At 62.8% G+C, this 26,472-nt stretch carries 21 protein-coding genes; 12 read left to right on the plus strand and 9 right to left on the minus strand.

The genetic code is table 11. The features are described from left to right. The first annotated feature begins 77 nt into the window (after window positions 1–77). The 5 genes from AC0IYH_RS23515 to AC0IYH_RS23535 all read left to right on the plus strand — a co-directional run bounded on the left by AC0IYH_RS23515 (window position 78) and on the right by AC0IYH_RS23535 (window position 4,117). Entirely contained in the window at window positions 78–680 is a 603-nt protein-coding gene (locus AC0IYH_RS23515; RefSeq protein WP_122773492.1) for a DUF2796 domain-containing protein, read from the plus strand. Window positions 681–686: 6 nt separating this feature from the next. Further along, window positions 687–1,397: an ABC transporter ATP-binding protein gene (locus tag AC0IYH_RS23520; RefSeq protein ID WP_116629441.1), complete on the plus strand. Its 711-nt coding sequence runs from the start codon at window positions 687–689 to the stop codon at window positions 1,395–1,397. A gap of 1 nt (window position 1,398) precedes the next feature. Next, complete coding sequence (locus AC0IYH_RS23525; RefSeq protein ID WP_122538752.1) at window positions 1,399–2,664, plus strand: ABC transporter permease; 1,266 nt, start codon at window positions 1,399–1,401, stop codon at window positions 2,662–2,664. Window positions 2,665–2,675: 11 nt separating this feature from the next. Continuing rightward, entirely contained in the window at window positions 2,676–3,197 is a 522-nt protein-coding gene (locus tag AC0IYH_RS23530) for a DUF3299 domain-containing protein (RefSeq protein WP_471836481.1), read from the plus strand. A gap of 221 nt (window positions 3,198–3,418) precedes the next feature. Next, window positions 3,419–4,117, plus strand: coding sequence for an OmpW family outer membrane protein (locus tag AC0IYH_RS23535; protein WP_116629444.1), 699 nt, complete (start codon window positions 3,419–3,421; stop codon window positions 4,115–4,117). 155 nt (window positions 4,118–4,272) lie between these two features. On the opposite strand, the gene AC0IYH_RS23540 is transcribed toward AC0IYH_RS23535, so the two are convergent. After that, window positions 4,273–5,157, minus strand: a complete 885-nt coding sequence (locus AC0IYH_RS23540) for a sugar nucleotide-binding protein (RefSeq protein ID WP_116629445.1) — start codon at window positions 5,155–5,157, stop codon at window positions 4,273–4,275. 167 nt (window positions 5,158–5,324) lie between these two features. Here AC0IYH_RS23540 and AC0IYH_RS23545 point away from each other — a divergent pair, with 167 nt between their 5' ends. Next, complete coding sequence (locus AC0IYH_RS23545) at window positions 5,325–9,572, plus strand: Lhr family helicase (protein ID WP_471836483.1); 4,248 nt, start codon at window positions 5,325–5,327, stop codon at window positions 9,570–9,572. Between the two features lie 47 nt (window positions 9,573–9,619). Here the strand turns inward: AC0IYH_RS23545 and AC0IYH_RS23550 are convergent, their stop codons facing one another. After that, complete coding sequence (locus tag AC0IYH_RS23550) at window positions 9,620–11,695, minus strand: mechanosensitive ion channel domain-containing protein (protein ID WP_116629447.1); 2,076 nt, start codon at window positions 11,693–11,695, stop codon at window positions 9,620–9,622. Window positions 11,696–11,872: 177 nt separating this feature from the next. Here AC0IYH_RS23550 and AC0IYH_RS23555 point away from each other — a divergent pair, with 177 nt between their 5' ends. The 4 genes from AC0IYH_RS23555 to AC0IYH_RS23570 all read left to right on the plus strand — a co-directional run bounded on the left by AC0IYH_RS23555 (window position 11,873) and on the right by AC0IYH_RS23570 (window position 16,260). Then, window positions 11,873–13,075, plus strand: a complete 1,203-nt coding sequence (locus AC0IYH_RS23555) for an MFS transporter (RefSeq protein ID WP_471836485.1) — start codon at window positions 11,873–11,875, stop codon at window positions 13,073–13,075. A gap of 212 nt (window positions 13,076–13,287) precedes the next feature. Beyond that, entirely contained in the window at window positions 13,288–14,067 is a 780-nt protein-coding gene (locus tag AC0IYH_RS23560) for an endonuclease/exonuclease/phosphatase family protein (RefSeq protein WP_122773496.1), read from the plus strand. Beyond that, a complete protein-coding gene (gene clsB / locus AC0IYH_RS23565) occupies window positions 14,064–15,326 on the plus strand; it encodes a cardiolipin synthase ClsB (RefSeq protein WP_471836486.1) in 1,263 nt (420 codons plus the stop codon). The genes AC0IYH_RS23560 and clsB overlap by 4 nt, the downstream gene beginning before the upstream one ends. Beyond that, entirely contained in the window at window positions 15,316–16,260 is a 945-nt protein-coding gene (locus tag AC0IYH_RS23570; RefSeq protein ID WP_471836488.1) for a lysylphosphatidylglycerol synthase domain-containing protein, read from the plus strand. The genes clsB and AC0IYH_RS23570 overlap by 11 nt, the downstream gene beginning before the upstream one ends. 3 nt (window positions 16,261–16,263) lie before the next feature. On the opposite strand, the gene AC0IYH_RS23575 is transcribed toward AC0IYH_RS23570, so the two are convergent. The 3 genes from AC0IYH_RS23575 to AC0IYH_RS23585 form a co-directional block, all read right to left on the minus strand. Further along, window positions 16,264–17,019 (minus strand): alpha/beta hydrolase family protein, encoded by a 756-nt coding sequence (locus AC0IYH_RS23575; protein ID WP_471836489.1) that lies wholly within the window; start codon window positions 17,017–17,019, stop codon window positions 16,264–16,266. Further along, entirely contained in the window at window positions 17,009–18,118 is a 1,110-nt protein-coding gene (locus AC0IYH_RS23580) for a DUF3182 family protein (protein WP_471836491.1), read from the minus strand. Before AC0IYH_RS23580 ends, AC0IYH_RS23575 begins: the two co-directional genes overlap by 11 nt. Before the next feature lie 171 nt (window positions 18,119–18,289). Next, window positions 18,290–19,249, minus strand: a complete 960-nt coding sequence (locus tag AC0IYH_RS23585; RefSeq protein ID WP_116629454.1) for a GlxA family transcriptional regulator — start codon at window positions 19,247–19,249, stop codon at window positions 18,290–18,292. Between the two features lie 96 nt (window positions 19,250–19,345). On the opposite strand from AC0IYH_RS23585, the gene AC0IYH_RS23590 reads away from it, so the two are divergent. Next, the gene (locus AC0IYH_RS23590; RefSeq protein WP_471836492.1) at window positions 19,346–19,909 is read left to right on the plus strand and encodes a cysteine hydrolase family protein; all 564 of its coding nucleotides are present in this window, start codon (window positions 19,346–19,348) and stop codon (window positions 19,907–19,909) included. Window positions 19,910–19,925: 16 nt separating this feature from the next. Here the strand turns inward: AC0IYH_RS23590 and tam are convergent, their stop codons facing one another. The 3 genes from tam to AC0IYH_RS23605 all read right to left on the minus strand — a co-directional run bounded on the left by tam (window position 19,926) and on the right by AC0IYH_RS23605 (window position 22,788). After that, window positions 19,926–20,687, minus strand: a complete 762-nt coding sequence (gene tam / locus AC0IYH_RS23595; RefSeq protein WP_471836494.1) for a trans-aconitate 2-methyltransferase — start codon at window positions 20,685–20,687, stop codon at window positions 19,926–19,928. 169 nt (window positions 20,688–20,856) lie between these two features. Then, a complete protein-coding gene (locus AC0IYH_RS23600; protein ID WP_016969466.1) occupies window positions 20,857–21,384 on the minus strand; it encodes a single-stranded DNA-binding protein in 528 nt (175 codons plus the stop codon). A 9-nt stretch (window positions 21,385–21,393) separates the two neighbouring features. Continuing rightward, entirely contained in the window at window positions 21,394–22,788 is a 1,395-nt protein-coding gene (locus AC0IYH_RS23605; RefSeq protein WP_101273223.1) for an MFS transporter, read from the minus strand. Between the two features lie 178 nt (window positions 22,789–22,966). Here AC0IYH_RS23605 and uvrA point away from each other — a divergent pair, with 178 nt between their 5' ends. Further along, entirely contained in the window at window positions 22,967–25,801 is a 2,835-nt protein-coding gene (gene uvrA, locus AC0IYH_RS23610; RefSeq protein ID WP_471836496.1) for an excinuclease ABC subunit UvrA, read from the plus strand. A 67-nt stretch (window positions 25,802–25,868) separates the two neighbouring features. Here uvrA and bfr read toward each other — a convergent pair whose 3' ends face one another. Further along, window positions 25,869–26,333: a bacterioferritin gene (bfr, locus tag AC0IYH_RS23615; RefSeq protein WP_033900044.1), complete on the minus strand. Its 465-nt coding sequence runs from the start codon at window positions 26,331–26,333 to the stop codon at window positions 25,869–25,871. Window positions 26,334–26,472 lie beyond the last annotated feature (139 nt).

Consider the following 26,472-nt stretch of genomic DNA (forward strand, 5'->3'; position numbering starts at 1 on the left):
CAAGCGGGCGGTCAAACTCTCGGCACTATTGTTATAAGATCACATAACAAAACTTTCATGTCCTGGAGCCTTCTCTCATGCGCCGTCTGCTGCTTGCTTTGCCGTTTGCCCTGTTGCCACTCGCCATTGCTCACGCTGCGGATGAGCACGATCACGATCATGAGCACGGCAGCCTCGGCGCCCACGAACACGGGGTCGGCCGCCTCAATGCCGTATTGGACGGCCAGGCCCTGGAGCTGGAACTCGACAGCCCGGCGATGAACCTGGTGGGCTTCGAACACCTGGCCACCAGCGCCGCCGACAAGGCCAAGGTCGCCGCCGTGCGCAAACAGCTGGAAAACCCCACCGCCCTGTTCAACCTGCCCAAAGGCGCCGGTTGCGTCGTGAGCAGCCAGGAACTCAACAGCCCCTTGTTCGGCGACAAACCGGAAGCCGACCATGACGACGACGATCATGACGACGACGCCAAAGCCGGCGCCCACGAGCATCATCACGACCACAGCGAAATCCACGCCCACTACCAGTTCACCTGCGCCACGCCGACAGCCCTGAGCAACCTGGACCTGAGCCAGGTGTTCAAGACCTTCCCCGCCACCCAGAAAATTCAGGTACAACTGATCGGCCCGAGCGGCCAGCAAGGTGTTGAAGCGACGGCCACCGCAGCCACCCTGAAGTTCTGAGTTCACATGACCCACGCATTGATCGAACTGTCCGACCTGGGCTTTAACTGGCCCGGTCACCCACAGTTGCTGGACATCCCCGCGTTTCGCCTGGAACGCGGGGAAACCCTGTTTCTCAAGGGCCCGAGCGGCAGTGGCAAAACCACCTTGCTCGGCCTGCTCGGCGGTGTGCAGAAACCCAGCCGAGGCAGCATCCGCCTGCTCGGCCAGGAACTCACCGAGCTGTCGGCGGGCGCCCGCGATCGCTTTCGTGTCGATCACACCGGCTATATCTTCCAGCAGTTCAACCTGCTGCCGTTTCTGTCGGTGCGCGAAAACGTCGAGTTGCCTTGTCACTTCTCCAAACTACGCGCGCAAAGGGCAAAGCAACGCCACGGCAGTGTCGACCAGGCCGCCGCGACCTTACTTGCGCACTTGGGCTTGAAGGACAAGGACTTGCTCGAGCGCCGCGCCGACTCGCTGTCCATCGGCCAGCAGCAACGGGTGGCCGCCGCCCGCGCGCTGATCGGACAACCGGAGCTGGTGATCGCCGACGAACCGACCTCGGCCCTGGACTACGACGCTCGCGAAGCCTTCCTGCAGCTGCTGTTCGCCGAATGCCGCGAGGCCGGGGCCAGCCTGTTGTTTGTCAGCCATGACCAGAGCCTGGCGCCGCTGTTCGACCGCAACCTGTCGCTGGCCGAACTCAATCGCGCCGCCACGCCCGCAGAGGTTTGAGATGTATCTGTTCCGTCTAGCCATGGCCAGCCTGGCTAACCGCCGCTTTACCGCGATCCTCACCGCGTTCGCCATCGCGCTGTCCGTCTGCCTGTTGCTCGCGGTGGAGCGCGTGCGCGTCGAGGCGCGCAATAGTTTCGCCAGCACCATCAGCGGCACCGACCTGATCGTCGGCGCGCGCTCGGGCTCGGTGAACCTGCTGCTGTACTCGGTGTTCCGCATCGGCAACGCCACCAACAACATTCGCTGGGACAGCTACGAGCATTTTGCCGCCAGCCCCCAGGTGAAATGGGCGATCCCGATTTCCCTCGGCGACTCCCACCGCGGCTACCGCGTGATGGGCACCAACGAATCCTACTTCGAGCACTACCAGTACGGCCGCAAGCAAAACCTCGAACTCGCCAGCGGCCGCGCTTTCGCCACCGACCCATTCGAAGTGGTGCTCGGCGCCGAAGTCGCCGACGCGCTGCATTACAAGCTCGGCGACAAACTGGTGCTGGCCCATGGTGTGGCGGTGGTCAGCCTGGTCAAACATGATGACAAACCCTTCACCGTGGTCGGCATACTCAAGCGCACCGGCACGCCGGTGGATCGCACGCTGCATATCAGCCTCGGCGGCATGGAAGCGATTCACATCGACTGGCACAACGGCGTGCCGGCCCAGGGCAAGGGCCGCATCAGCGCCGACCAGGCACGCAACATGGACCTCACCCCGCAGGCCATCACCGCGTTCATGCTCGGCCTGAACAACAAGATTTCCACCTTTGCCCTGCAGCGCGAGATCAATGAATTCCGTGGCGAGCCGATGCTGGCGATCCTGCCCGGCGTGGCCCTGCAAGAGCTGTGGAGCATGATGGGCACCGCCGAAAAAGCCCTGTTCGTGATCTCGCTGTTTGTGGTGCTCACCGGTTTGATCGGCATGCTCACGGCGATCCTCACCAGCCTCAACGAACGCCGCCGCGAAATGGCGATCCTGCGTTCGGTAGGCGCCCGCCCGTGGCATATCGCGACGTTGCTGATCTTCGAAGCATTCGCCCTGGCCTTGTCCGGCGTGATCGCAGGCGTCGGCTTGCTGTATGTGTGCATCGCCGCCTCGCGCGGGTACTTGCAGGCCAATTACGGCCTGGACCTGCCGATGGCGTGGCCGAGCGAATATGAATGGACGCTGCTCGCCGGTATCCTCGCAGCGGCGCTGTTGATGGGCAGCGTGCCCGCGTGGCGCGCCTATCGACAATCCCTGGCCGATGGCCTGTCCATACGTTTATGAGGAAGGCTTTGATGCGTCGCGCTCTGTTTGCGTTGTTGCTGCTGGTGGCGGTGCCCACCTGGGCGCAGGACCAGCCCAAGGATCTGTCCTGGCAGGAGATGATCCCGCCGGACGCCCCGCCGGAAATCCCCAATATGAAACCGCTGCACGACCTCTCGAACATGGCCGATGCGTTGTCGGTGGAAGCGGCGCCGGCGGCCAAGCAGGACCTGCCCAACGCGCCGGTGGTGCAGAGCCTGGATGGCCAGCATATTCGTTTGCCGGGCTATATCGTGCCGCTGGAAGTCAGCGAGGAAGGCCGCACCACCGAGTTTCTGCTGGTGCCGTATTTCGGCGCGTGCATCCACGTGCCGCCACCGCCGTCGAACCAGATCGTGCATGTGAAAAGCGAAATCGGCGTGAAGCTCGACGAGCTGTACCAGCCGTACTGGATCGAGGGCGCGATGCAGGTCAAACCGTCGAGCAGCGAACTGGCCGACGCCGGTTACCAGATGGATGCCGAGAAGATTTATATCTACGAACTGCCGGAGTAACCCGCCTCCAAACACACTGAAGATCCAAATGTGGGAGGGGGCTTGCTCCCGATAGCGGCGGATCAGTCGCTGAATGGGTTGACTGATCTACCGCATCGGGAGCAAGCCCCCTCCCACAGTTTTACTCAGTGGTTGCCCTTTCATTGAGCTGAGTCAAAAGATCGCGCGGAACGATCTTTACCATTGGACGTACAACTTTTAAACGTCCTTTTGGAGCTCCCATGAACAAGTCTCTGCTCGGCGCGTCCCTCTTCGCGCTCGCCCTCGCTGCCCCTGTCGTACACGCTCACGAAGCGGGCGACATTCTGGTTCGTGCCGGTGCAATCACCGTGAACCCGAAAGCCGACAGCGGCCACGTCAAGGTTGACCAGGGCCCATTGGCCGGCACCAACCTGGGCGGCAAGGCGACCATGAGCAGCGACACCCAACTGGGCTTGAACTTCGCCTACATGCTCACCAACCACGTCGGTATCGAACTGCTGGCCGCCACGCCGTTCGAGCACGACGTGAAGATCAAGGGCACCGCCCTCGGCGCCGCCAACGGCAAGCTCGGTACCCTCAAGCACCTGCCGCCGACCTTGAGCGTCGTGTACTACCCGCTGGATAACAAGTCTGCGTTCCAACCCTATGTGGGCGCCGGCATCAACTACACCTGGATCTACGACGAACACGTCGGCAGCCGCGCCCAAGGCGCCGGCTTCAGCAACTTCAAGGCCGAGAACTCTTGGGGCTGGGCGGCGCAGATCGGCGCTGACTACATGATCAACGACAAGTGGATGATCAACGCCCAGGCGCGTTACATCGACATCAGCACCAAGGCGACGGTGGAAAACAACGCCGTGGCGCCGGGCACTCGCGCCAAGGTCAATGTGGACGTGGACCCGATGGTGTACATGGTGGGTATCGGCTACAAATTCTAAGCAACATTTCACAAACACCACAAAACCCAATGTGGCAGAGAACCAAATGTGGGAGGGGGTTTGCCCCCGATAGCGGTGGATCAGCCAATGAATCTGTTGACTGACACTCTGCTATCGGGGGCAAGCCCCCTCCCACATTTTGATTTGTGTTGAATTTAGCTATGCCGGTAGAACCGATCCAGCAACGCCGGCAACCCCGCCCGCCACGCCCGTGGCTTGATGCCGAAGGTGTGAAGGATTTTCTTGCAGGCCAGCACCGCATGCTGCGGCTCATCCGCCGCGTCCGGCCGGGCCGCGTGGGCCTGGGCGGTGGGCGATTCAATCGCCAGCGGGTGGAAGTTGCGCGCTTCGGTGAGGATCGCCTGGCCCAGCGCCAGCGGCGTGGTCGCCTCATGCCCGGCGTAGTGGTAAGTGCCCCACAGCGGCGCGGCGCAATCGAGTTGCTTGAGCACCGAAATGATCACCCGCGCGGCATCGTCCACCGGCGTCGGGTTACCGCGACGGTCATCGGCCATCAGCAGTTCATCGGGTTTCTCGGCCCGGGCCAGGAAGCGCCCGAGGGTGCCGTCGACGCTGTCATCCAGCAGCCAGCCAAAGCGCAGCAGCACGTGTTGCGGGCAGGTGGCGCGCACGCTCTGCTCAATGCGCCAAAGCGCCTGGCCACGCAGGCCCAAGGGCACCGGCTCGTCCTTTTCGCTGTAGGCGGTGGCGCGGGAGCCATCGAACACGCGGTAGCTGGAAGGCTGCAGCAAGGTGATGCTGTGGTGCTGGCACAACTCGGCCAGGCGTTCGATCGCGAACTCCTGGGCGGCCAAGCGGGTTTCGCTGACGGCTTCGGCCTGGAACCAGTCGAAGTAGTAAGCGAGGTTGATCAACGCATCGGGACGGGTGTCGTCGAGCAATTGCGTAAGGCTCGCGGCATCCCAGCCGTCTTGGGGCGGTTTGGGTGCGAGGAAACCGATGTCTTCCTCTGCACCGAGGCGAATCAGCGCCTGCCCGAGGGCATTCCCGCCGCCCAGTAACATAAGGCGCATTCGCATAGAGTGTGCAGGCCCGGTCTGTTTGGAACGATGGCTATGGTCGGCAGGCCCGTGAGGCATGCCGCCGGCATTTGCCGGAATCGTTGCATTTTGCGGGTTTGTAGCGCAACCGTCACGGATAAAGTACGTGTTTGCAACTTGTTGAACCACGGGCTATCAATCACTAGATGAATCTTCCCGAATCAACCGACACAGCCTTGAGCGGTTTCCACCCCGCGGTCAGCGCCTGGTTTGGCGCCACGTTCCCCTCGGTGACCCGCGCCCAGGCCCAGGCATGGCCGCTGATTCGCCAGCGCCACTCGACCCTGATCGCCGCGCCCACCGGCTCGGGCAAGACGCTCACGGCGTTCCTCGCAGTGCTGGACGACCTCGTCCACCAAGGCCTTGCCCACGGCGGCCAACTGCCGGATGAGACGCTGGTGGTTTATGTGTCGCCGCTCAAGGCGCTGTCCAACGACATTCAGATCAACCTGCAAACCCCGCTGGCCGGTATCACCCAACACTTGCAGGGCATGGGCTTGCCGCCGCTGGTGATCCGCACCGCCGTGCGCACCGGCGACACCCCGCAAAAAGACCGCGCGCAGATGCGCAAGCGCGCGCCGCATATTTTGGTGACCACCCCGGAATCCCTCTATGTGCTGCTGGGCTCGGACTCTGGCCGGCAGATGCTCGCCAGCACGCGCACGGTGATTGTCGATGAGATCCACGCCATCGCCGCCGGCAAACGCGGCAGCCACCTGGCGCTGAGCCTGGAGCGTCTGCAAGGGCTGTGCGCCGCGCCGCTGACGCGCATCGGCCTGTCGGCCACGCAAAAGCCTATCGAGGCGGTGTCGCGTTTTCTGGTGGGCACCGGCCGTGAGTGCGCCATCGTCGATATCGGCCACGCCCGCCCCCGCGACCTGGGCATTGAAGTACCGCCGGTGCCGCTCTCGGCGGTGATGGCCAACGATGTGTGGGAGCTGGTCTACGACCGCCTCGCCGAATTGGCCCGTGAGCACCGCACCACGCTGGTGTTCGTCAACACCCGGCGGCTGGCCGAGCGCCTGGCCAGGCATTTGAGCGAACGCCTGGGCAAGGCCGCCGTGGCCGCCCACCATGGCAGCCTGGCCAAAGAGATGCGCCTGGATGCCGAGCAACGCCTCAAGGCCGGTGAGCTGCAAGTGCTGATCGCCACCGCGTCGCTGGAGCTGGGGATTGATATTGGCGATGTCGACCTGGTGTGCCAGATCGGCTCGCCGGGGTCCATCAACGGTTTTCTGCAACGGGTCGGCCGCTCCGGCCACCAGGTCGGCGGCACGCCCAAGGGCCGCCTGTTCGCCACCACCCGCGACGATCTGATCGAGTGCGCCGCCCTGCTCGACTGCGTGCGCCGGGGCGAGCTGGATACCTTGCACATTCCCGTCGCCCCGCTGGATGTGCTGGCCCAACAGATCATCGCCGAAGTCAGCGCCCGTGAATGGCCCGAGCAAGCCCTGCTGGCGCTTATCCACCGCGCCGCGCCCTACGCCGAGCTGGATGAGCGCCACTACCAGGCGCTGTTGCAGATGCTCGCCGAGGGCTACAACGGTCGCCAGGGCCCGCGCGGCGCCTACCTGCACCGCGACGCCCTGACCCGCACCCTGCGCGGCCGCCGTGGCGCCAGGCTGACCGCCGTGACCAGCGGTGGCACCATCCCCGACAACGCCGACTACAGCGTGCTGCTGGAGCCCCAGAGCCTGAACATCGGCAGCGTGAATGAAGACTTTGCGGTGGAAAGCATCGCCGGGGATATCTTCCAGCTCGGCAATACTTCCTACCGCATCCTGCGGGTCGAAGCCGGCAAGGTGCGGGTCGAGGACGCCCACGGCCAGCCGCCGACCATCCCCTTCTGGCTCGGCGAAGCGCCGGGGCGCAGCAACGAATTGTCCTCGGCGGTGGCGCGTTTGCAGGGCCAGCTGGACGCGTTGCTCGGCGCCACGCCCGGCGCGCTGCAGCCGGCCCTGGACTGGCTGACCGGCACCCTCGGCCTGAACCGCGCCAGCGCCGAGCAGATCCTCGATTACCTGGCCCGTGCGCGCCTGGCCCTGAGTGCGCTGCCGTCCCAGGACACGTTGATCATGGAACGGTTTTTCGATGAGTCCGGCGGCACGCAGCTGATCATCCACACCCCGTTCGGCAGTCGCGTCAACCGCGCCTGGGGCCTGGCCCTGCGCAAGCGCTTTTGCCGCACCTTCAACTTCGAACTGCAGGCGGCGGCCAGCGAAAATGCCATCGTGCTGTCGCTGTCCACCAGCCACAGCTTTGAGCTGGATGAGGTATGGCGTTATCTGAACAGCCACAGCGCCGAACACCTGCTGATCCAGGCCGTGCTGGATGCGCCGCTGTTCGGCGTGCGCTGGCGCTGGAACGCCGGCGTGGCCCTGGCGCTGCCGCGCTATACCGGCGGGCGCAAGGTGGCGCCGCAGATCCAGCGCATGAAAAGCGAAGACCTGATCGCCAGCGTGTTTCCCGACCAGATCGCCTGCCTGGAAAACCTTGCAGGCGAGCGCGAAGTGCCCGAACACCCGCTGGTGGAACAGACCCTCGACGACTGCCTGCACGAAGCCATGGACAGCGACGCCTGGCTCGCGCTGCTGCGGCGCATGGAGCGTGGCGAGGTGCGCCTGATCAGCCGCGACCTGCCGGCACCCTCACCCATGGCCGCCGAGATTCTCAGCGCGCGGCCCTACACCTTTCTCGACGATGCGCCACTGGAAGAACGCCGCACCCAAGCCGTACTCAACCGCCGCTGGAGCGACCCGCACAGCACCGACGACCTCGGCGCGCTGGACGCCGATGCCATCGCCGGCGTGCGCGAAGAAGCCTGGCCGGCGCCCCATGGCGTGGATGAAATGCACGAGGCGTTGATGAGCCTGGCGTGCATCGCCCCTCACGAAGTCACGCCGCAATGGGCCGAGTGGTTGCAGGCGTTGGCCAGCGCCGGGCGCGCCTATCAACTGCACAACGGGCTGTGGGTGGCGGTGGAACGCCTGAGTTGCCTGCAGACGATTTACCCCGGGGATTTGCCGCTGCTGCCGGGTTTCGATGAGCCGTGGACCTTCGAGGACGCGGTGGTGGAAGTGCTGCGCGCGCGCCTCGGCGGTTTCGGCCCGCTGACCCTGATCGAGATCGCCGCGCCCTTGGGTCTGGCGGCGGCCGACGTCACCCAGGCCCTCGCCCGACTGGAGCAGGAAGGCTATGTGCTGCGCGGTCGCTTCAGCCCCGGAGCCAGCGATGAGCAATGGTGCGAGCGGCATTTGCTGGCGCGCATTCATCGCTACACGGTCAAGCGCCTGCGCCGCGAGATCGAACCGGTGGCGTTGCAGGACTTCATGCGTTTTCTGTTCGACTGGCAGCATCTGTCCGAGAGCACCCGTGGCCAAGGCAGCGCCGTGTTGGCGCAGATCGTCGGGCAGTTCGAAGGCTATGCCGGCGCTGCATCCGCCTGGGACAGTGACTTGCTCAGTGCGCGGATCAAGGATTACAGCGCCACCTGGCTCGATGAGCTGTGCCGCAGCGGCAAACTGGTCTGGATGCGTTTGAGTAACAAGGCCGGCGCCCTTGCCCTGCGCAGCACGCCGGTGGTGCTGCTGCCCCGCGCGCAAGTGCCGTTATGGAGCGGGCTGACCGAGGCTACCGACAGCACGGCGTTGTCGCCCAAGGCGCAAAAAGTCCACCTGGCCCTGCGCGAACACGGCGCGCTGTTTTTTGATGAGCTGGTGCACGAGGCCCATCTGCTGCGCAGCGAACTGGAAAGCGCCTTGCAGGAATTGGTGGGTGCGGGCCTGGTGAATGCCGACAGCTTCGCCGGCCTGCGCGCCCTGACCACCCCCGCCAGCAAACGCCAGGCGCGTAGCAGCCGGCGCGGGCGTGGGGCGTTTATCGGCGGCATGGACGATGCCGGGCGCTGGGCGTTGATTCGGCGCCCCTCTACCGCCGCCGGTCCACACTCGGCGGAGACGCTTGAGCACGTGGCGATGACCTTGTTGCGCCGCTATGGCGTGGTGTTCTGGCGGGTGCTGGAGCGCGAGGCGGATTGGCTACCGAGCTGGCGCGAGTTGCTGCGCACCTTTCATCGCCTGGAGGCGCGCGGCGAGATTCGCGGCGGGCGGTTTGTCAGCGGGTTGGCGGGGGAGCAGTTTGCCTTGCCGGAGGCGATCCCGTTGCTGCGCGAGGTACGGCGCAGGCCCCATGACGGCAGTTTGATCGCGGTGTGTGGGGCCGATCCGGTGAATCTGGTGGGAACATTGCTGCCGGGCGACAAGGTGCCCGCCGTGAGTGGCAACCGCATTGTGTATCGGGATGGGCTGCCGGCGGCGGTGAGGGTGGGTGGCAAGCAGCGGGTGTTGGTGGAGGTTGACCAGCAGGTGGTTCAGGAGAAGTTGATCAGGCATTGAGGGCCTCATCGGGGGCTTGCCCCCGATGGCGGCCGCCCAGCCACCACCTACCCCGAGGTACGCGGCTGCTCCGTAATCGCCACCGGCTCCCCGCGCTGGGGCAACAAAACCTGCTGTGGATAAGTCTGCGCGAAATGCACCTCATCGCAGTTATCCACAAGCTTCTTCAAGCGCTGGTTGAACGCACGACTCACCGCATACTGCCCACCCGACACCGTCCGGAACTGCGCCGTCAGCACCACGCCGTTGAGGTCCATCTTGTCGACGCCAAACACCTCCAGCGGCCCCTGCAGGTTGTACTTGAGGAATACGTCGTCGCGGATCGACTGCCCGGCCTCGCGGATCAGCTCCACGGCCTTGTCCACGTCGGTGTCGTAGGTGAACTGCACCGAGAAGAACGCATAGGCAAATTGCCGCGACTGGTTGGTAACCGCCTTGATCTGCCCGAACGGCACCGAGTGCACAAAGCCCTTGCCGTCGCGCAGGCGCAGGGTGCGGATGGTCAGGCCTTCGACCGTGCCGGCGTGGCCGGAGTCGAGCACCACCCAGTCGCCGATCGACAGCGTGTCTTCAATGATGATGAACAGGCCGGTGATCACATCCTGCACCAGTTGCTGGGAGCCGAAACCGATGGCCAGGCCGACCACACCGGCACCCGCCAGCAGTGGTGCCACGTTGATGCCGAGGTTGGCCATGGTGGTGATCGCGCAGATCACCACCAGGATGATTTTCACCGCATTGCGCACCAGCGGCAGGATGGTTTTCACCCGCGTGCTGGGCTGGCGGTTCGAGCGTTTATTCACTGGCGGTTTCAGCGCTTCCTGGATAGCCGTGTCGAGCACCACCCAGAACAGCCAGGTCATCAGCAGGATCAGGCCGATGCTGCTGAGCGAGTCGCTGATCGCGCGGCCCACCGAGTTGCGCTGGGCGAACTCGAACAGCGACACGCCCCAGATCCGCCCAAGAATCTCGATAAACGCGATCGCCATGACGATGCGCAGGATCGCGTGCAACAGGCTGAGAAAGCGCTCCTTGTAGGCGCTGCTGCGCTGGATCGCCACCTGGCTGCGCGACTTGAACAGGTGCTGGAGCACGGTGCTGAGAAACACCGTGCCAATCAACAGAATGGTGGTGAACAGCGCGCAGCGCAGGGCCTTCTGGTTATCGTCGCCGGCGCCGATCAGGTTGATCGCCGACACCAGCACCATCAACAGGATCGGCCAGTACCACAGCCCGGAAAACACCCGCAGCGATTGCTGCAACGCCGGGTGTTTGAGGCGCTGGGCCAACGGCCGATTACGAATCAGATGGGCCACCGGGCGGCGCAGGCGCACCACCAACACGCCGAAGATCACCGCTGCGAACAGGCCGGTGAACACCGCGATGCTGCTGGTGATATTGCCGCCGAGTTGCCGGGCGATCTGCGGGCTGGTCAGCGCGTCACTGAGGGCGGCGAGGAAGCCGATCAGGAACAGCGGTTTGGGGCAGTAATCGCGAATAATCTGCACCGCCGGGCGCTTGTGGCCGACGTTGAACATGACGATGACGCACAACAGCATCGAGGTGGAAAAAATGCCGCTGCTAGTGGCGTAGGCAAAACACAGCGCCAGCGCGCGGCCAATTGAAGTGGGTAAAAAGTGGCTGACCGACAAGGTCAGCGGCAGGCAGATCAGCGCGGGGATCGTGTAGGGCACCACATAGCCGAGTACAGCAAGCAGGCGCTCACGCCGTTCAAAGAAGCTGCGCCGGCCCAGGCGCTGCACGATAAAGCGCCCGAGCAGGGTCAGCAGCGTAAAGGCGCCAACCCACACCCCGGACAGCAACAGGAAATCCCCCGCCACGCTCCAAGGTGATCGCTGCGCGGTCTGGTTGACCAGCCGCCCCACTTCATCCGCGGCGCGGTCGGCACGCAGGCGCCATTCATCAATCAGGTTCTGGTTAAGGTCCAGCTTCTGCTGCACATCATCGATGCTGGAACTGATCGCCCCGAGCAGCCCCCCTTCGACCAGCAACTCCGGCTTGGCCGGCGCCTCAGGTTCGGGCGCGGTGGCCGCGGCATGCAATGCGCCGCTGCCAAACAACAGCAGCGCGCCAAGCAGTAATGCAGTCTTTAGATTCGGCAAAACTCCGGGCTCCTTACAGAAGGGTCTGTTAGGAACTGACGGGTTTGAATCCTGATCGTTCCCCTGCTTCGGCATCTTTGCCTTGTGAGCAAATATCAAATGCCAATCCCCATCTTATTCCGCACAAGCCAAAACCGGACACTGCGCTCCTGATTGAAACCCACCGGAGTTGCAGCCATGCCCATTGCCTTGCTCGCGCTGACCCTCAGCGCATTTGCCATCGGGACGACCGAGTTCGTCATCGTTGGTCTGTTACCCACCATCGGCGCCGACCTTGGCGTCGACCTGCCGTCCGCCGGCCTGCTGGTGAGCCTCTACGCCCTGGGCGTGGCCATCGGCGCTCCGGTGCTCACCGCCCTGACCGGCAAGGTGCCGCGCAAGCTGCTGCTGTTGTCGCTGATGGTGCTGTTCACCCTCGGCAACTTGTTGGCCTGGAAGGCGCCGAGTTATGAATCCCTGGTGCTGGCACGGATCGTCACCGGCCTGGCCCACGGCGTGTTTTTCTCGATTGGCTCGACCATCGCCACCAGCCTGGTGCCCAAGGAGAAAGCCGCCAGCGCGATTGCGATCATGTTTACCGGGCTGACCGTGGCGCTGGTGACCGGTGTGCCGCTGGGCACGTTTATCGGTCAGCACTTCGGCTGGCGTGAAACCTTCCTGGCTGTGTCGGCCCTGGGGGTGATCGCGTTTATCGGCAGCCTGATCTATGTGCCGAAAAGCATCGCCCACAGCAAACCCGCGTCGTTGCTGCAGCAGTTGCAAGTGCTCAAGCAACCCCGGCTGTTACTGGTGTACGCGATGACGGCGGTGGGCTACGGCGGTTCGTTTATCGCGTTTACCTTCCTGGCGCCGATCCTTCAGGACATCTCCGGCTTCAGCGCCGGCACCGTCAGCCTGGTGCTGCTGGTGTACGGCATCTCGGTGGCCGCCGGGAATATCTGGGGCGGCAAGCTGGCGGATAAACGCGGGCCGATCAGCGCGCTGAAAATCATCTTCGCACTGCTGGCTGCGGTGTTGTTTGTGCTGACTTTCACCGCCGGCAACCCGTGGCTGGCACTGGCCACCGTGCTGGTGTGGGGCGCGGTCGCCTTCGGCAACGTGCCGGGCCTGCAGGTGTATGTGGTGCGCCAGGCCGAGCATCACACGCCAAACGCGGTGGACGTGGCCTCGGGCCTGAATATCGCGGCGTTTAACCTGGGGATCGCCGGCGGTGCGTGGGCGGGTGGTTTGATCGTGGCGCATATGGGGCTGATCCACACCGCGTGGATTGGCGGCCTGGTGGTGTTGGTCGCGCTGGCGCTGACGGCGTGGAGCGGGCGGCTGGATCGGTTGGGGCCGGTGTACGCCGAGCCCTCGACCCGGGCAGTGACCGGCCACTGATCCAAAGGCAATAGAGGATCAAATGTGGCAGGGGGCTTGCCCCCGATGGCGGTGGGTCAGTCAATCACCTATTGGCTGATACTCCCTCATCGGGGGCAAGCCCCCTCCCACATTTGGTCCTACGCCGTTTGTAGGAAGGTGGAAACTTTCAGGCAAAAAACGCAGTCAGCCATAAACGGGGGCCAGGCCCCCACTCTTTCACAGGAGCAATCATGGCTGCGATCCCCGACTGGGTGCCCATCACCCCCAGCGTCGCCATCACTCGCTTCACGGTGCTGACGGTCAATATCCACAAGGGCTTCACCGCCCTGAATCGACGTTTCATCCTGCCCGAGCTGCGTGAGGCAGTGCGCAGCGTGGGCGCCGATATGGTGTTTCTGCAGGAAATCCACGGCACCCACGAACGCCACCCGCAGCGCTACAGCGACTGGCCGAACATGCCGCAATACGAGTTCCTCGCCGACAGTATCTGGCCGCAGTTCGCCTACGGGCGCAACGCGGTCTACCCCCATGGCGACCACGGCAATGCGCTGCTGTCGAAATTCCAGATCGTGCGCTACGACAACCTCGACATCTCCCAGAGCGGCCATGAAAACCGTGGCCTGCTGCATTGTGTGCTGCGCCTGCCCGGCAACGGTAAGGAGGTGCATGCGATCTGCATCCACCTGGGCCTGCGTGAGGTGCATCGCCAGCAGCAATTGCGCCTGCTGGAGCAGCGCATCCGCGAGATCCCGGCCGATGCGCCGCTGGTGGTGGCCGGTGATTTCAACGACTGGCGCCAAAAGGCCGACCTCAGCCAAAGCGGCCTCACCGAAGTGTTCGTGCACAGCCAAGGCAAGCCGCCACGCACCTTCCCGGCGCGCCTTCCATTGCTACCGCTGGACCGTATCTACGTGCGCAACCTGAAGATCCATAACCCGCGGGTGCTCACCACCCGCCCCTGGTCCCATCTGTCTGATCATGTGCCGCTGTCGGTAGAGGTTGAGATATGAACGTTGCCGTAGAGCACATCGCCACCGACCAGCCACCGGACGAAGCCAAGGCCCGCGACCTCGATTACGGCTGGCAGCGCGACAACCAGGTGGAGCTGCTGGAGAACGGCGAGGCTTACTTCCCCAAGGTGTTCGAGGCCTTGCGCGGTGCGCGGCGCGAGATTCTGCTGGAGACCTTTATTCTCTTCGAGGACAAAGTCGGCACTGAGCTGCACAGCATTTTGATCGAGGCGGCGCAACGTGGGGTCAAGGTGGTGGTGAGCCTCGACGGCTTTGGCTGCGGCGAGCTGAGCCCGGGCTTTCTCGGCGAGTTGGCCGACGCGGGGGTGGCGGTGCAGATGTTCGACCCGGCGTCCAAGACCCTGGGCATTCGCACCAACTGGTTTCGCCGCCTGCACCGCAAGATCGTGGTGGTGGACGCGACCGTGGGGTTTATCGGCGGGATCAACTTTTCCGCCGACCACCTGGGGGATTTCGGCCCCGAAGCCAAGCAGGATTACGCGGTGCAGGTGACCGGCCCGGCGGTGGCCGACTTGCATCATTTTGCCCTCGCGCAAAGCGGCCGTCAGGTGCGCACGCGGCGCGGTTGGCGGCGGCGCCAGCAACGGCCGTCGTTGTGGACGGGCGAGCCAGGCGATGGCCTGGTGCGTCTGATTTACCGCGACAATATCCAGCACCGCGACGATATCGAAGAGGCGTATATCCACGCGCTAAGCCAAGCCAAGCAACGGGTGGTGATCGCCAACGCGTATTTCTTCCCGGGCTACCGCCTGCTGCGTGAAATCCGCAATGCCGCGCGGCGTGGCGTGCAGGTGCAACTGATCATGCAGGGCCAGCCCGACGTGCTGTTGGCCAAGCTGGCCGCGCGCATGCTCTACGACTATTTGCTCAAGGACGGCGTGGTGATTCACGAGTATTGCCAGCGCCCGCTGCACGGCAAAGTCGCGCTGGTGGATGACGAATGGAGCACCGTGGGCTCGAGCAACCTCGACCCGCTGAGCCTGTCGCTGAACCTCGAAGCCAATGTGCTGATTCGCGACCGGGCATTCAATCAGCAGCTGTATGAACGCCTGGAAGTGCTGGCCAAAAACCATTGCCAGACCATGCCGGAAAATCGCAAGCCGCGCCTGTGGTTATGGCGCTTGACCGTGGGTTTTCTGGTGTTCCATGTGATGCGTCACTTCCCCGCGCTGACCGGCTGGCTGCCGGCGCACAAGCCGCGTTTGCAGCCGGTCGAGGGCCAGGTCCATGGGCGCTGAACGTTTCAAGCGCTGGAAGAAACCGCTGACCATCGCGTTTTTCCTGTTGCTGATTGTGCTGTTCACCCTGCTCGCCCGACGCATCGACTGGAGCGAAGTGTTCCAGACCCTAGGCGACTTCAAAGTACGCACATTGATCATTGCCAGCGGGCTGACGCTGTGCAGCTTTATCGTCTACGCCTGCTTCGACCTGATCGGCCGCACCTACATTCGCCAGCCGCTGGGGTGGAAGCAGATCTTGCCGGTAGGAATCATCAGCTATGCGTTCAACCTTAACCTGAGCGCCTGGGTCGGCGGCATTGCCATGCGTTACCGGCTGTATTCGCGGTTGGGAGTGAGCACCAGCAATATTGCCAAGATCCTCGGCTTGAGCCTGGCCACCAATTGGTTTGGCTATATGGCATTGGCCGGAGTGGTGTTCAGCAGCGGGCTGGTGACCATGCCGCCGGGCTGGAAAGTCAGCAGCACGGCGTTGCAGGGTATTGGCGCGCTGCTGGTGTTGGCGAGCCTCGGTTATCTGGCGGCGTGCCAGTTTTCCAAGAAGCGCGCATGGTCGATTCGCGGAATCGAAATCAACCTGCCCTCCTTGCGCATGGCCTGCCTGCAACTGGCGCTGGGCGCGCTGAACTGGTCGCTGATGGCGGCGGTGATTTTCACCTTGCTGCCGGCCAAGCTGGACTATCCGCTGGTGCTGGGCGTGCTGCTGATCAGCGCGATTGCCGGCGTGGTTACCCACATCCCCGCCGGGCTCGGCGTGCTGGAAGCGGTGTTTATTGCGCTGCTGCAACACGAAGCCTCACGCGGCAGTTTGCTGGCCGGCTTGATTGCGTACCGTGCGATTTACTTTATTTGCCCGCTGCTGATTGCGCTGGTGATGTACCTGGGCGTGGAAGCCAAGGCCAAGGCGTTGCGGGTGAAAAAAACACCCGCTTAAACCCTAGCGGGCCTGGATGATGCTCAACCGCTCGCCCACCACCATCTCGGTGATCCAGTCCACCAGGATCGAGGTGTAGGCCTGCTGGAACACCGGGTCACTCAAGGAGTGGTCGGCGCCATCGATGATGCGGTGGGTCAGGGAATGAGTCTGCTGGCACGCCGCGCGGTAACTCATGATAGTGGCGTGGGGCACGTGGTCGTCGGTTTCCGACTCGACGATCAGCACATCCCCGGTGAATTTCGCGCAGGCATGCAGGGCGCGATTGGTTTCGGCGTGCACCAGGGTGCTGCGGTAATCCATCAAATCCATCTTGTCCAGATCGCGCTTGGGCTTGAGCCATTCCTGGTCGCGGTACAACGCCGGCACACGTAGCGCCAGCCAACGTACCGGGCGTAAGGAGGTGAGTATCGCCGCGAGGTAACCGCCATAACTGGTGCCCACCACCGCCACTGCGGAAGTGTCGATGGCCGGGTGGGAAAGCAGCCGGTCATAGGCTGCCAGCAGGTCGCGCAGGTTGTCTTCGCGGGTCACTCGCGACAATGGAATACCGGTGCCAGCATGCCCGCGCAGGTCGAAGGTCAGGCACACGCAGCCAAGGCCGGCGATGCCTTTGGCGCGTTCCAGGTCACGCTCCTGGCTGCCGCCCCAACCGTGCACAAACAGCACGCCGGGGACTTTGGATTTGGGGCTCAGGAACGTCCCGCTCATCTGTTCGTCGTCGATATCGATCGCAATGCTTTCGCTTCTAGCCGTCATAAGATTTAACCGTCACGTACTTGAGAAGAAAGTCGCTGTTTTCGGCCGGGCCGCGATACACCTCGATGGCATCCGCCGGCAGCGCCTGGTCCACGTAGGTTTCCACCGAGGACACGTGAATGGCCTTCAGGCCTGGGTTGTTGATGAAGCTCTGCAGCGCCGCGACTTCCGCGCTGCTGGCCCCGCCCATGCGCCAGGATTGTTCGAGCACACCACTGCGGCGCTGGCCATCGCTGGCCAGGCCTTGGGCGATGTCGTAGTTGCGCCGCGAAGCATAGAAGCCAGGGTAGGCCTCATCGGCGGCAGCGTCGAATACCTGGGCCTGCTCGATGGCTTGGCGTACGTCGTCGGGCAGCTCGAGTTTGAGCAAGTCCTCGTAATAGCCGGGCACCACCAGCAGGTCGGAGCCGCCGTACACTTCTTCGCCATGCCCGTCCTGAGTCAGGTATTGCTCGCCGCAGTAGCTGAACACGTGATCGCCGATAAAGCTCTGGCCCACGCTATGGGTGACCACGTCGCGCAGATCCTGCTCCAGCACGACGCCATCACTGAACAGTTTAGCTGCGTCGGGTCGCGCAAGCAGCGCGTCGAACTCATCCAGGCTGTGGATAACTTCCTGGCCACGCCCGGCGCAGGCGTGCACCGGTTTCAGGCGGATCGGCCCGCTGTGCAGCAGGCGAGTGGCGGCTTCAAGGGCATCCTCTATGGCGAATACGCTGAGGCCGTCCAGCACCACCTCGCGCACGCGCTCACAGAACTTCGGCGACCAGCCTTCCGGCACCGCGGCCTCAGGGCCCAAAACGCCGTGGCTGATCGCCTTGGTGCAAATGAAGTCGTGATCGACATAACCGCCCCACAGGTCCTCCGGGCCTTTGATATTCAGCGCGCGGGCCTGGGCCGGGCCGACCAGGGTTTGCGTCGGCAACAGGTACAAGTCTCGACCGGCATGCTTGTGAGGCTCATAGCTGCCGCCGAATTTGAGCCCCAATATCTGCGCCAGCCAGCGCGCCAGGGCCAGGTTGGTGCCCACCTCATGCTGCGGCGCGCCCTCTCGCGTGGAGTGGGCGACCACCTGTCTTTTGCGTGGAGCTGGGGTCATGCGTCCCCCTTGGCGATCCCGCCATGTGTGTAACAGGAAGGTTGCAGGGATCAGGCCAAGGCGCATTCAAGGGGGATGGTTTTGAAATCAATCAGTTGCGGAAAAACCGATGGCAGTTGGCCTGTTTGATTCTGCACGACGCCGCTTGATCGGCACGGCGTTCTGCACGATTCACACCCCGAAACGGCTACGGTAATCGCTGGGGGCCAGCCCGGTGATTTTCTTGAAAGTGGCGCGAAAGGCGCTCGGGTCCTGATACCCCACGGTCCAGGCAATATGATCGATGGTGCCGTTGGTGAACTCCAGCATCTGCCGGGCCTTGCCCACCCGCAGGTGCTGGCAGTATTCGGTGGGTTTGAGCCCGGTGGCGCTGCGAAAGCGCCGCAGGAATGTGCGTTCCTCCAGGCCCGCCTCTTGCGCCATTGCCGCCACGGACACATCCACCGCGCCACTCGCCTGCAGCCAATGCTGAACCTTGAGGATGGCTGCGTCGCCATGCCCGAGGATCGGCGCAAAGTTGCTGCCGCACTGGCTGGCGCTGTCGCTGTGTTCGATCACCAAAAAGCGCGCGGTGTCGGCGGCGATGCTCGGCCCCATCAGGCGGTCGACCAGGCGTAGGCCCAATTCGGACCAGGCCATGAGGCCGGCGGTGGTGATCAAATCGCCATCGTCGACAATCGGCTTGTCCGCCTCCATGCGCACGGCCGGGAAACGAGCAGCAAAGGACTTGGCAGACGACCAATGAGTGGTGGCGCTGCGCCCGTCCAGCAAGCCGCTGCGCGCCAGCATGATCGAGCCGATGCACACGCCGCCGAGCACGGTGCCGGCCGCGTGTTGCTGGCGAAGCCACTCCAGCAGCGCGGGCGGCGCTTGGGCTTCGCTGAATTCACCAATGGACGGAGGCACCAGCACGGCCATCAAGGGTTGGTCGGGGCCGGGCTGGCTGTCGAAGACCTTGGTGGGTGTGCCGTCGCCATTGACCTGCCAGTGGCTGACCCGCAGCAGCGGCAATTGCGCAGATTGATGCTCGGCAGCGATCCGGTTGGCCACGCCAAACAGGTCGGTCAAGCCATGCACCGCCGCCAGTTGCGCGCCCTGGTAGATCAACACGCCCAGCTCAACCATCGCCATTGTCAGTTTTCCCCCTGTTATTGTCGGTGCAGCCAATGCCAGGCGTCGGCGCCAGCTAAGATACTGAGCCCATCAACCCATCACGAGGCACTACCCATGGCCAAGCAAGCGCTCATCCTAATCGATATCCAGAACGACTACTTCCCCCAGGGCAAGTGGCCGCTTGACGGCGTGGAAGCGGCGGCGGACAAAGCGGCGCAGGTGCTGCAAGCGTTTCGTGCGGCAGGAGACGCGGTGATTCATGTGCGCCATGAATTCACCGCCGAGGACGCGCCGTTTTTCACCCCCGGTTCCGAAGGTGCGCACTTGCACCCCAAGGTGCTGAACCAGGGCGATGAGCCTGTGGTTCTCAAACATTTTGTGAATTCGTTTCGCGAAACCAACCTGCGCACGTTGCTCGAACAACGCAGCATCACCGAGGTGGTGGTGGTCGGCAGCATGAGCCACATGTGCGTCGACGCCGTGGTGCGCGCCGCAGCGGACTTGGGCTACAAAGTTACGGTGATTCATGACGCCTGCGCTACCCGTGACCTGGACTTCAATGGCCAGGTGATTCCCGCAGCGCAGGTGCATGCCGCGTATATGGCGTCGCTGGCGTTTGGGTATGCGGGTGTGGTGTCGGCGGAAGAATACTTGCAGGCACAAGCGGCGGCCGCGTGACCGCCGCGTGTGTGGTTTAGCGAGTGGCGATGATGAACAGGCGCGGGAATGGCAGCAACACGCTGCCATCGGCCAGGGCTGGGTAAGCCTGGGTAATCCGCGCCTGATACTCGCGTAGGAAGGCGGCTTTTTCGTCGTCGCTCAATGGCGCAAGAAACGGCCGCAATGCCGACGCCTTGAACCATTCAACCACCGCCGCATGATCGGCCAGCGGGTGCAGGTAGGTGGTGCGCCACACGTCCACAGTGCTGCAGTGTTTGCTCAGCAACTCGTAGTAGTAGCTCGCGGCGTGGCGTTCATTGTGTTTAACCGAACCGATTTTTGCAGCCCATGGACCCTCGGCCGCCCCTTCGCGCGCCAGCCGGTGGGCAGGCTCGTCGAGGTTATCCGGGGTCTGCACCGCCAGCGTGCCGCCGGGCGTCAGTTGCTTGACCAGATGCGGATAGAGCGTGGCGTGGTCCGGCAGCCATTGCAGGGAGGCGTTGGCCAGGATCACATCAAATGTTTGCCCAGGATTCCAGGCGCCGATATCCGCCAGCTCGAAGTTGAGCGCCGGCAAGCGTTGGCGCGCATCGATCAGCATATCGTCGGAGCTGTCCATGCCGGTGATGTGGGCGTGCGGGAAACGCTCGGCCAACACCTGCGTGGAGTTGCCGGGGCCGCAGCCGAGGTCTACGGCGGTGCGCACATCGGTATTGGGAATGGCCGCCACCAGGTCGCGGACGGGGCGGGTACGCTGCTGTTCGAACAGGGTGTACTGCTTGGCTGACCAGGTCATCGCGGCTTTCCTTCCTTTCAGAGGCTTGATTTAGAGGCTGGCCCCAGCCTAAATCTTGTTAGCCAACAGAACAAATGCCCGTAGGCGTCTACAGACGCTGACCACCGGCAATAAAAAACCCCCGAGGCGTTGGCCATCGGGGGTTTTGCTCGTTCCGGGAGGTTAGCCCTTAGAACGGGATATCGTCATCAAAGCTGTCGAAATCCGGAGCCGGTTGCGGAGCGGCCTGCTGTGGAGCCGGCGCCTGACGCGACTGTTGCGGTGCCGACTGTTGCGGGCGCGGAGCCTGCTGGCGTGGGGCTGGAGCGGACTGCTGGTAGTTGTTGCCCCCGCCTTGTTGGTCGCCCTGCTGTGGACGGCCGCCCAGCAGTTGCATGGTGCCTTGCATGTCGACCACGATTTCGGTGGTGTAACGCTTGATGCCGTCTTTTTCCCACTCGCGGGTTTGCAGTTTGCCTTCGATGTAGACCTGCGAACCTTTACGCAGGTATTCACCAGCGATTTCTGCCACCTTGCCGAACATCGACACACGGTGCCATTCGGTTTTCTCGACCTTCTGGCCGGTCTGCTTGTCGGTCCACTGTTCGCTGGTCGCCAGACTCAGGTTGGTCACGGCGTTACCGTTAGGCAAGTAGCGAACTTCGGGATCCTGGCCGCATGTACCGACCAATATGACTTTGTTAACCCCACGGGCCATAACGTTCTCCTAGGCTGGGCGCGCTGTCGGCACTGGGTTGACCAGTTGCTCGAGCGTCGCGCGATCCAATAATTCGGTGTCTAATTTGATGTAGATGGCGGCTTCTTCTGCAATAACCACGGCATCTGTAACCCCGGTAACGGCCTTGAGGCGCTCAACCAGGCCGGCTTCGCGGATCGCTTCTGGCGATAACGGCAAACGCAGGCTCGTCACATAGGGAGGTTCGCGCATGGTAACAGCAAAGGCCAGCCAAAGTGCAGCCAGCCCGGCGCATCCGAGGAACACAACCGACAAACCGCCATGCTGGAACATCCAGCCACCCATGATGCCGCCCAGTGCAGAGCCCAGGAACTGGCTGGTGGAATACACCCCCATCGCCGTGCCCTTGCCACCGGCCGGTGAAACTTTACTGATCAGCGAAGGCAACGAGGCCTCCAGCAGGTTGAACGCGGTGAAGAACACCACCGTGCCGATTACCAGCGCCCGCAGACTGTCGCCGAACTGCCAGAAGAATAGCTCAGTGAGCATCAGCGTCGCGACGGCGCCGAGCAGAACTCGTTTCATTTTGCGTTTTTTCTCGCCGTAGATGATGAACGGGATCATGGCGAAAAACGAAACCAGCAGCGCGGTCAGGTAGACCCACCAGTGCTGTTCCTTGGGCAGGCCGGCTTTTTCGACCAGTGCTAGGGGCAGCGCGACGAAGCTGCACATCAGCATGGCGTGCAACACGAAGATACCTAAATCCAGGCGCAGCAGGTCCGGATGCTTGAGCGTTGGTAACAAGGCTTTGCGTGCGACACCCGATTCGCGGTGCTGCAACGTACCGGTGGAGCGCGGCACCATAAAGGCCACGATCACAATACCGAACAACGCCATGCCACCGGTGGCCAGGAACAAACCGTGCAGGCCAAACGCGCGGGTCAGCAGCGGGCCAACCACCATGGCCACCGCGAACGACAGGCCGATGGTCATGCCAATCATGGCCATGGCCTTGGTGCGGTGTTGCTCGCGGGTCAGGTCAGACAATAGCGCCATGACCGCCGCCGAAATCGCGCCCGCGCCTTGCAGGATGCGCCCGGCGATCACGCCCCAGATCGAGTCGGACTGGGCCGCCAGCACACTGCCGAGGGCGAACACGATCAACCCCAGGTAAATCACCGGGCGTCGGCCGATGCGGTCGGAAATGATCCCGAACGGAATCTGAAAAATCGCCTGGGTCAGGCCGTAGGCGCCAATCGCCAGGCCGATCAATGCGGGGGTCGCGCCTGCCAGATCCATCCCATAGGTCGCCAGCACCGGCAACACCATGAACATGCCCAGCATACGAAAGGCGAACACCAGCGCCAGACCGCTTGCCGCTCGGGTCTCGCCGCTACTCATGCGTTCGCTGTGGGGATCGTGCATGGAAAAACCTCGTGTGAACCGGCGGCGATTCTACCAGTCCCATCGATTGAGAGGGTATATGCGGCGCTTTGCCGCGCAGCTTTCATGTAAGGCTGCACCTGGCACTCTGGCAGTGTATATTCATCCAGTCTTTAGCCGTATACTCCGGCATTATTTACGCCCGCCGTGCGAGGCCATCTTGGACAAGATCCTGATTCGTGGGGCTAGAACCCACAACCTGAAGAACATCGACCTGACCCTGCCCCGGGACAAGCTGATCGTCATCACCGGTTTGTCCGGCTCGGGCAAATCGTCCCTGGCGTTCGACACGCTGTACGCCGAAGGCCAGCGTCGTTACGTGGAATCGCTGTCGGCCTATGCGCGGCAGTTCCTGTCGATGATGGAAAAACCCGACGTCGACACCATTGAAGGCCTGTCGCCGGCGATTTCCATCGAGCAGAAGTCGACCTCCCACAACCCACGCTCCACCGTGGGCACCATTACCGAAATCTACGACTACCTGCGCCTGCTGTATGCGCGCGTGGGTATTCCGCGTTGCCCGGACCACGACATTCCACTGGAAGCCCAGACCGTCAGCCAGATGGTCGACCTGGTGCTGGCCCAGCCGGAAGGCGCCAAGCTGATGTTGCTGGCCCCGGTGATTCGTGAGCGCAAGGGCGAACACCTTTCCGTCTTCGAAGAGCTGCGCGCCCAGGGTTTCGTGCGCGCACGCATCAACGGCAAGCTGTATGAGCTGGACGAAGCGCCGAAGCTCGACAAGCAGAAGAAGCATTCGATTGATGTGGTGGTCGACCGCTTCAAAGTACGCGCCGACTTGCAGCAGCGTTTGGCGGAATCGTTCGAGACCGCGCTGAAGCTGGCCGATGGTATCGCCCTGGTCGCACCGATGGATGACGAACCGGGCGAAGAAATCATTTTCTCCGCACGCTTTGCCTGCCCGATCTGCGGCCACGCCATCAGCGAGCTGGAACCCAAGCTGTTTTCCTTCAACAACCCTGCCGGCGCCTGCCCGACCTGTGACGGCCTGGGCGTGAAGCAATTCTTCGACATCAAGCGCCTGGTCAATGGCGACCTGACGCTGGCAGAGGGGGCGATACGCGGTTGGGACAGGCGTAACGTCTACTACTTCCAGATGCTCGGGTCGTTGGCGTCACACTACAAATTCAGCCTGGAAGTGCCATTCAACGAACTCCCGGCCGAACAGCAGAAAGTCATCCTGCACGGCAGCGGGTCACAGAACGTCGACTTCAAATACCTGAACGACCGTGGCGATATCGTTAAGCGCTCGCACCCGTTCGAAGGCATCGTGCCGAACCTGGAGCGCCGCTACCGCGAAACCGAATCGGCGAGCGTACGCGAAGAGCTGGCTAAATTCCTCAGCACCCAACCGTGCCCGGATTGCCGCGGCACTCGCCTGCGTCGCGAGGCGCGGCATGTGTGGGTCGGTGAGAAAACATTGCCGGCGGTCACCAACCTGCCGATCGGCGATGCTTGTGAATACTTCGGTGTACTCAAGCTGACCGGCCGCCGTGGGGAAATTGCCGACAAGATTCTCAAGGAAATCCGTGAGCGCCTGCAGTTCCTGGTCAATGTCGGCCTCGACTACCTGTCGCTGGATCGCAGCGCGGATACCTTGTCCGGTGGTGAGGCTCAGCGTATTCGCCTGGCCAGCCAGATTGGTGCCGGCCTGGTGGGCGTGTTGTACATTCTCGACGAACCGTCGATTGGCTTGCACCAGCGCGATAACGATCGCCTGCTGGGCACGCTGAAACACCTGCGCGATATCGGCAACACGGTGATTGTGGTCGAGCACGATGAAGACGCGATTCGACTGGCGGATTATGTCGTCGATATCGGCCCTGGGGCTGGGGTGCATGGCGGGCATATTGTCGCCGAGGGCACGCCGGCCGAAGTGATGGCTCACCCGGACTCGCTGACCGGCAAGTACCTGTCCGGTCGCGTGAAAATCGAAGTGCCAGCCAAGCGCACGCCGCGTAACAAAAAAATGGCGTTGCACCTTAAGGGCGCGCGCGGTAACAACCTGCGCAATGTCGACCTGGAGATTCCGCTGGGCCTGCTGACCTGCGTGACCGGGGTTTCCGGCTCAGGCAAATCGACGCTGATCAACAACACGCTGTTCCCGTTGAGCGCGACCGCCTTGAACGGCGCGACTACCCTGGAACCGGCGGCTCACGACAGCATCAAGGGCCTGGAGCACTTGGACAAGGTGGTCGATATCGACCAGAGCCCGATTGGCCGCACACCGCGCTCCAACCCGGCGACCTATACCGGGTTGTTCACACCAATTCGTGAGCTGTTCGCCGGCGTGCCGGAGTCCCGCTCGCGCGGCTACGGGCCGGGGCGGTTCTCGTTCAACGTCAAGGGCGGCCGCTGCGAAGCCTGCCAGGGCGATGGCCTGATCAAAGTGGAGATGCACTTCCTGCCGGACATTTACGTGCCGTGCGATGTGTGCAAGAGCAAGCGTTACAACCGCGAGACCCTGGAGATCAAGTACAAGGGCAAGAGCATCCACGAGACCCTGGAGATGACCATCGAGGAAGCTCGAGTGTTCTTCGACGCAGTTCCGGCACTCGCGCGCAAGCTGCAGACGCTGATGGACGTGGGCCTGTCGTATATCAAGCTGGGGCAGTCGGCGACCACGCTGTCCGGTGGTGAGGCACAGCGGGTCAAGTTGTCCCGTGAGCTGTCCAAGCGCGATACGGGCAAGACCCTGTATATCCTCGATGAGCCGACCACCGGCCTGCACTTCGCGGATATCCAGCAGTTGCTGGATGTGTTGCACCGCTTGCGTGACCACGGCAACACCGTAGTGGTGATCGAGCACAACCTGGATGTGATCAAGACCGCCGACTGGCTGGTTGACCTGGGGCCGGAAGGCGGCTCCAAGGGTGGCCAGATCATTGCGGTGGGCACGCCGGAGCAGGTTTCCGAGATGCCTCAGTCCCACACCGGTTATTACTTGAAACCGTTGCTGGAACGCGATCGGGCCTGATTTATCGGGCCCAATAAAAAGCCCCTGTCACCTCATCGGTGACAGGGGCTTTTTTGTGGCCGGGGAATCAGAACTGCGATTGCAGGTAGTTTTCCAGGCCAATCAGCTTGATCAGGCCCAACTGCTTTTCCAGCCAGTAGGTGTGATCTTCTTCAGTGTCGTTCAACTGCACACGCAGGATTTCACGGGTCACAAAGTCGCTGTGCTGCTCGCACAGCTCAATGCCCTTGCAGAGCGCGGCACGGACCTTGTACTCGAGGCGAAGATCGGCTGCGAGCATGTCAGGCACCGTGGTGCCCACATCCAGGTCGTCGGGACGCATACGTGGCGTGCCTTCGAGCATCAGGATACGGCGCATCAGCGCGTCGGCGTGCTGTGCCTCTTCTTCCATTTCGTGGTTGATACGTTCGTAAAGCTCGGTAAAGCCCCAGTCTTCGTACATGCGCGAATGGATGAAATATTGGTCACGAGCTGCCAGTTCGCCCGTCAGCAACGTGTTGAGGTAATCGATTACGTCGGGGTGACCTTGCATCGCCCTACATCTCCCTGCTTGAAAGTCTGTAGTTTGAACCATGATGACTCGGAGGTCACGAGACCAACGGCAGAAAAGTGAAGATTTCCTGAGAAAAGTAGCTGAAATAACGCAAAAACCGCCCAAATGAGGGCGGTTC

The organism is Pseudomonas sp. AC463 (assembly GCF_979253585.1).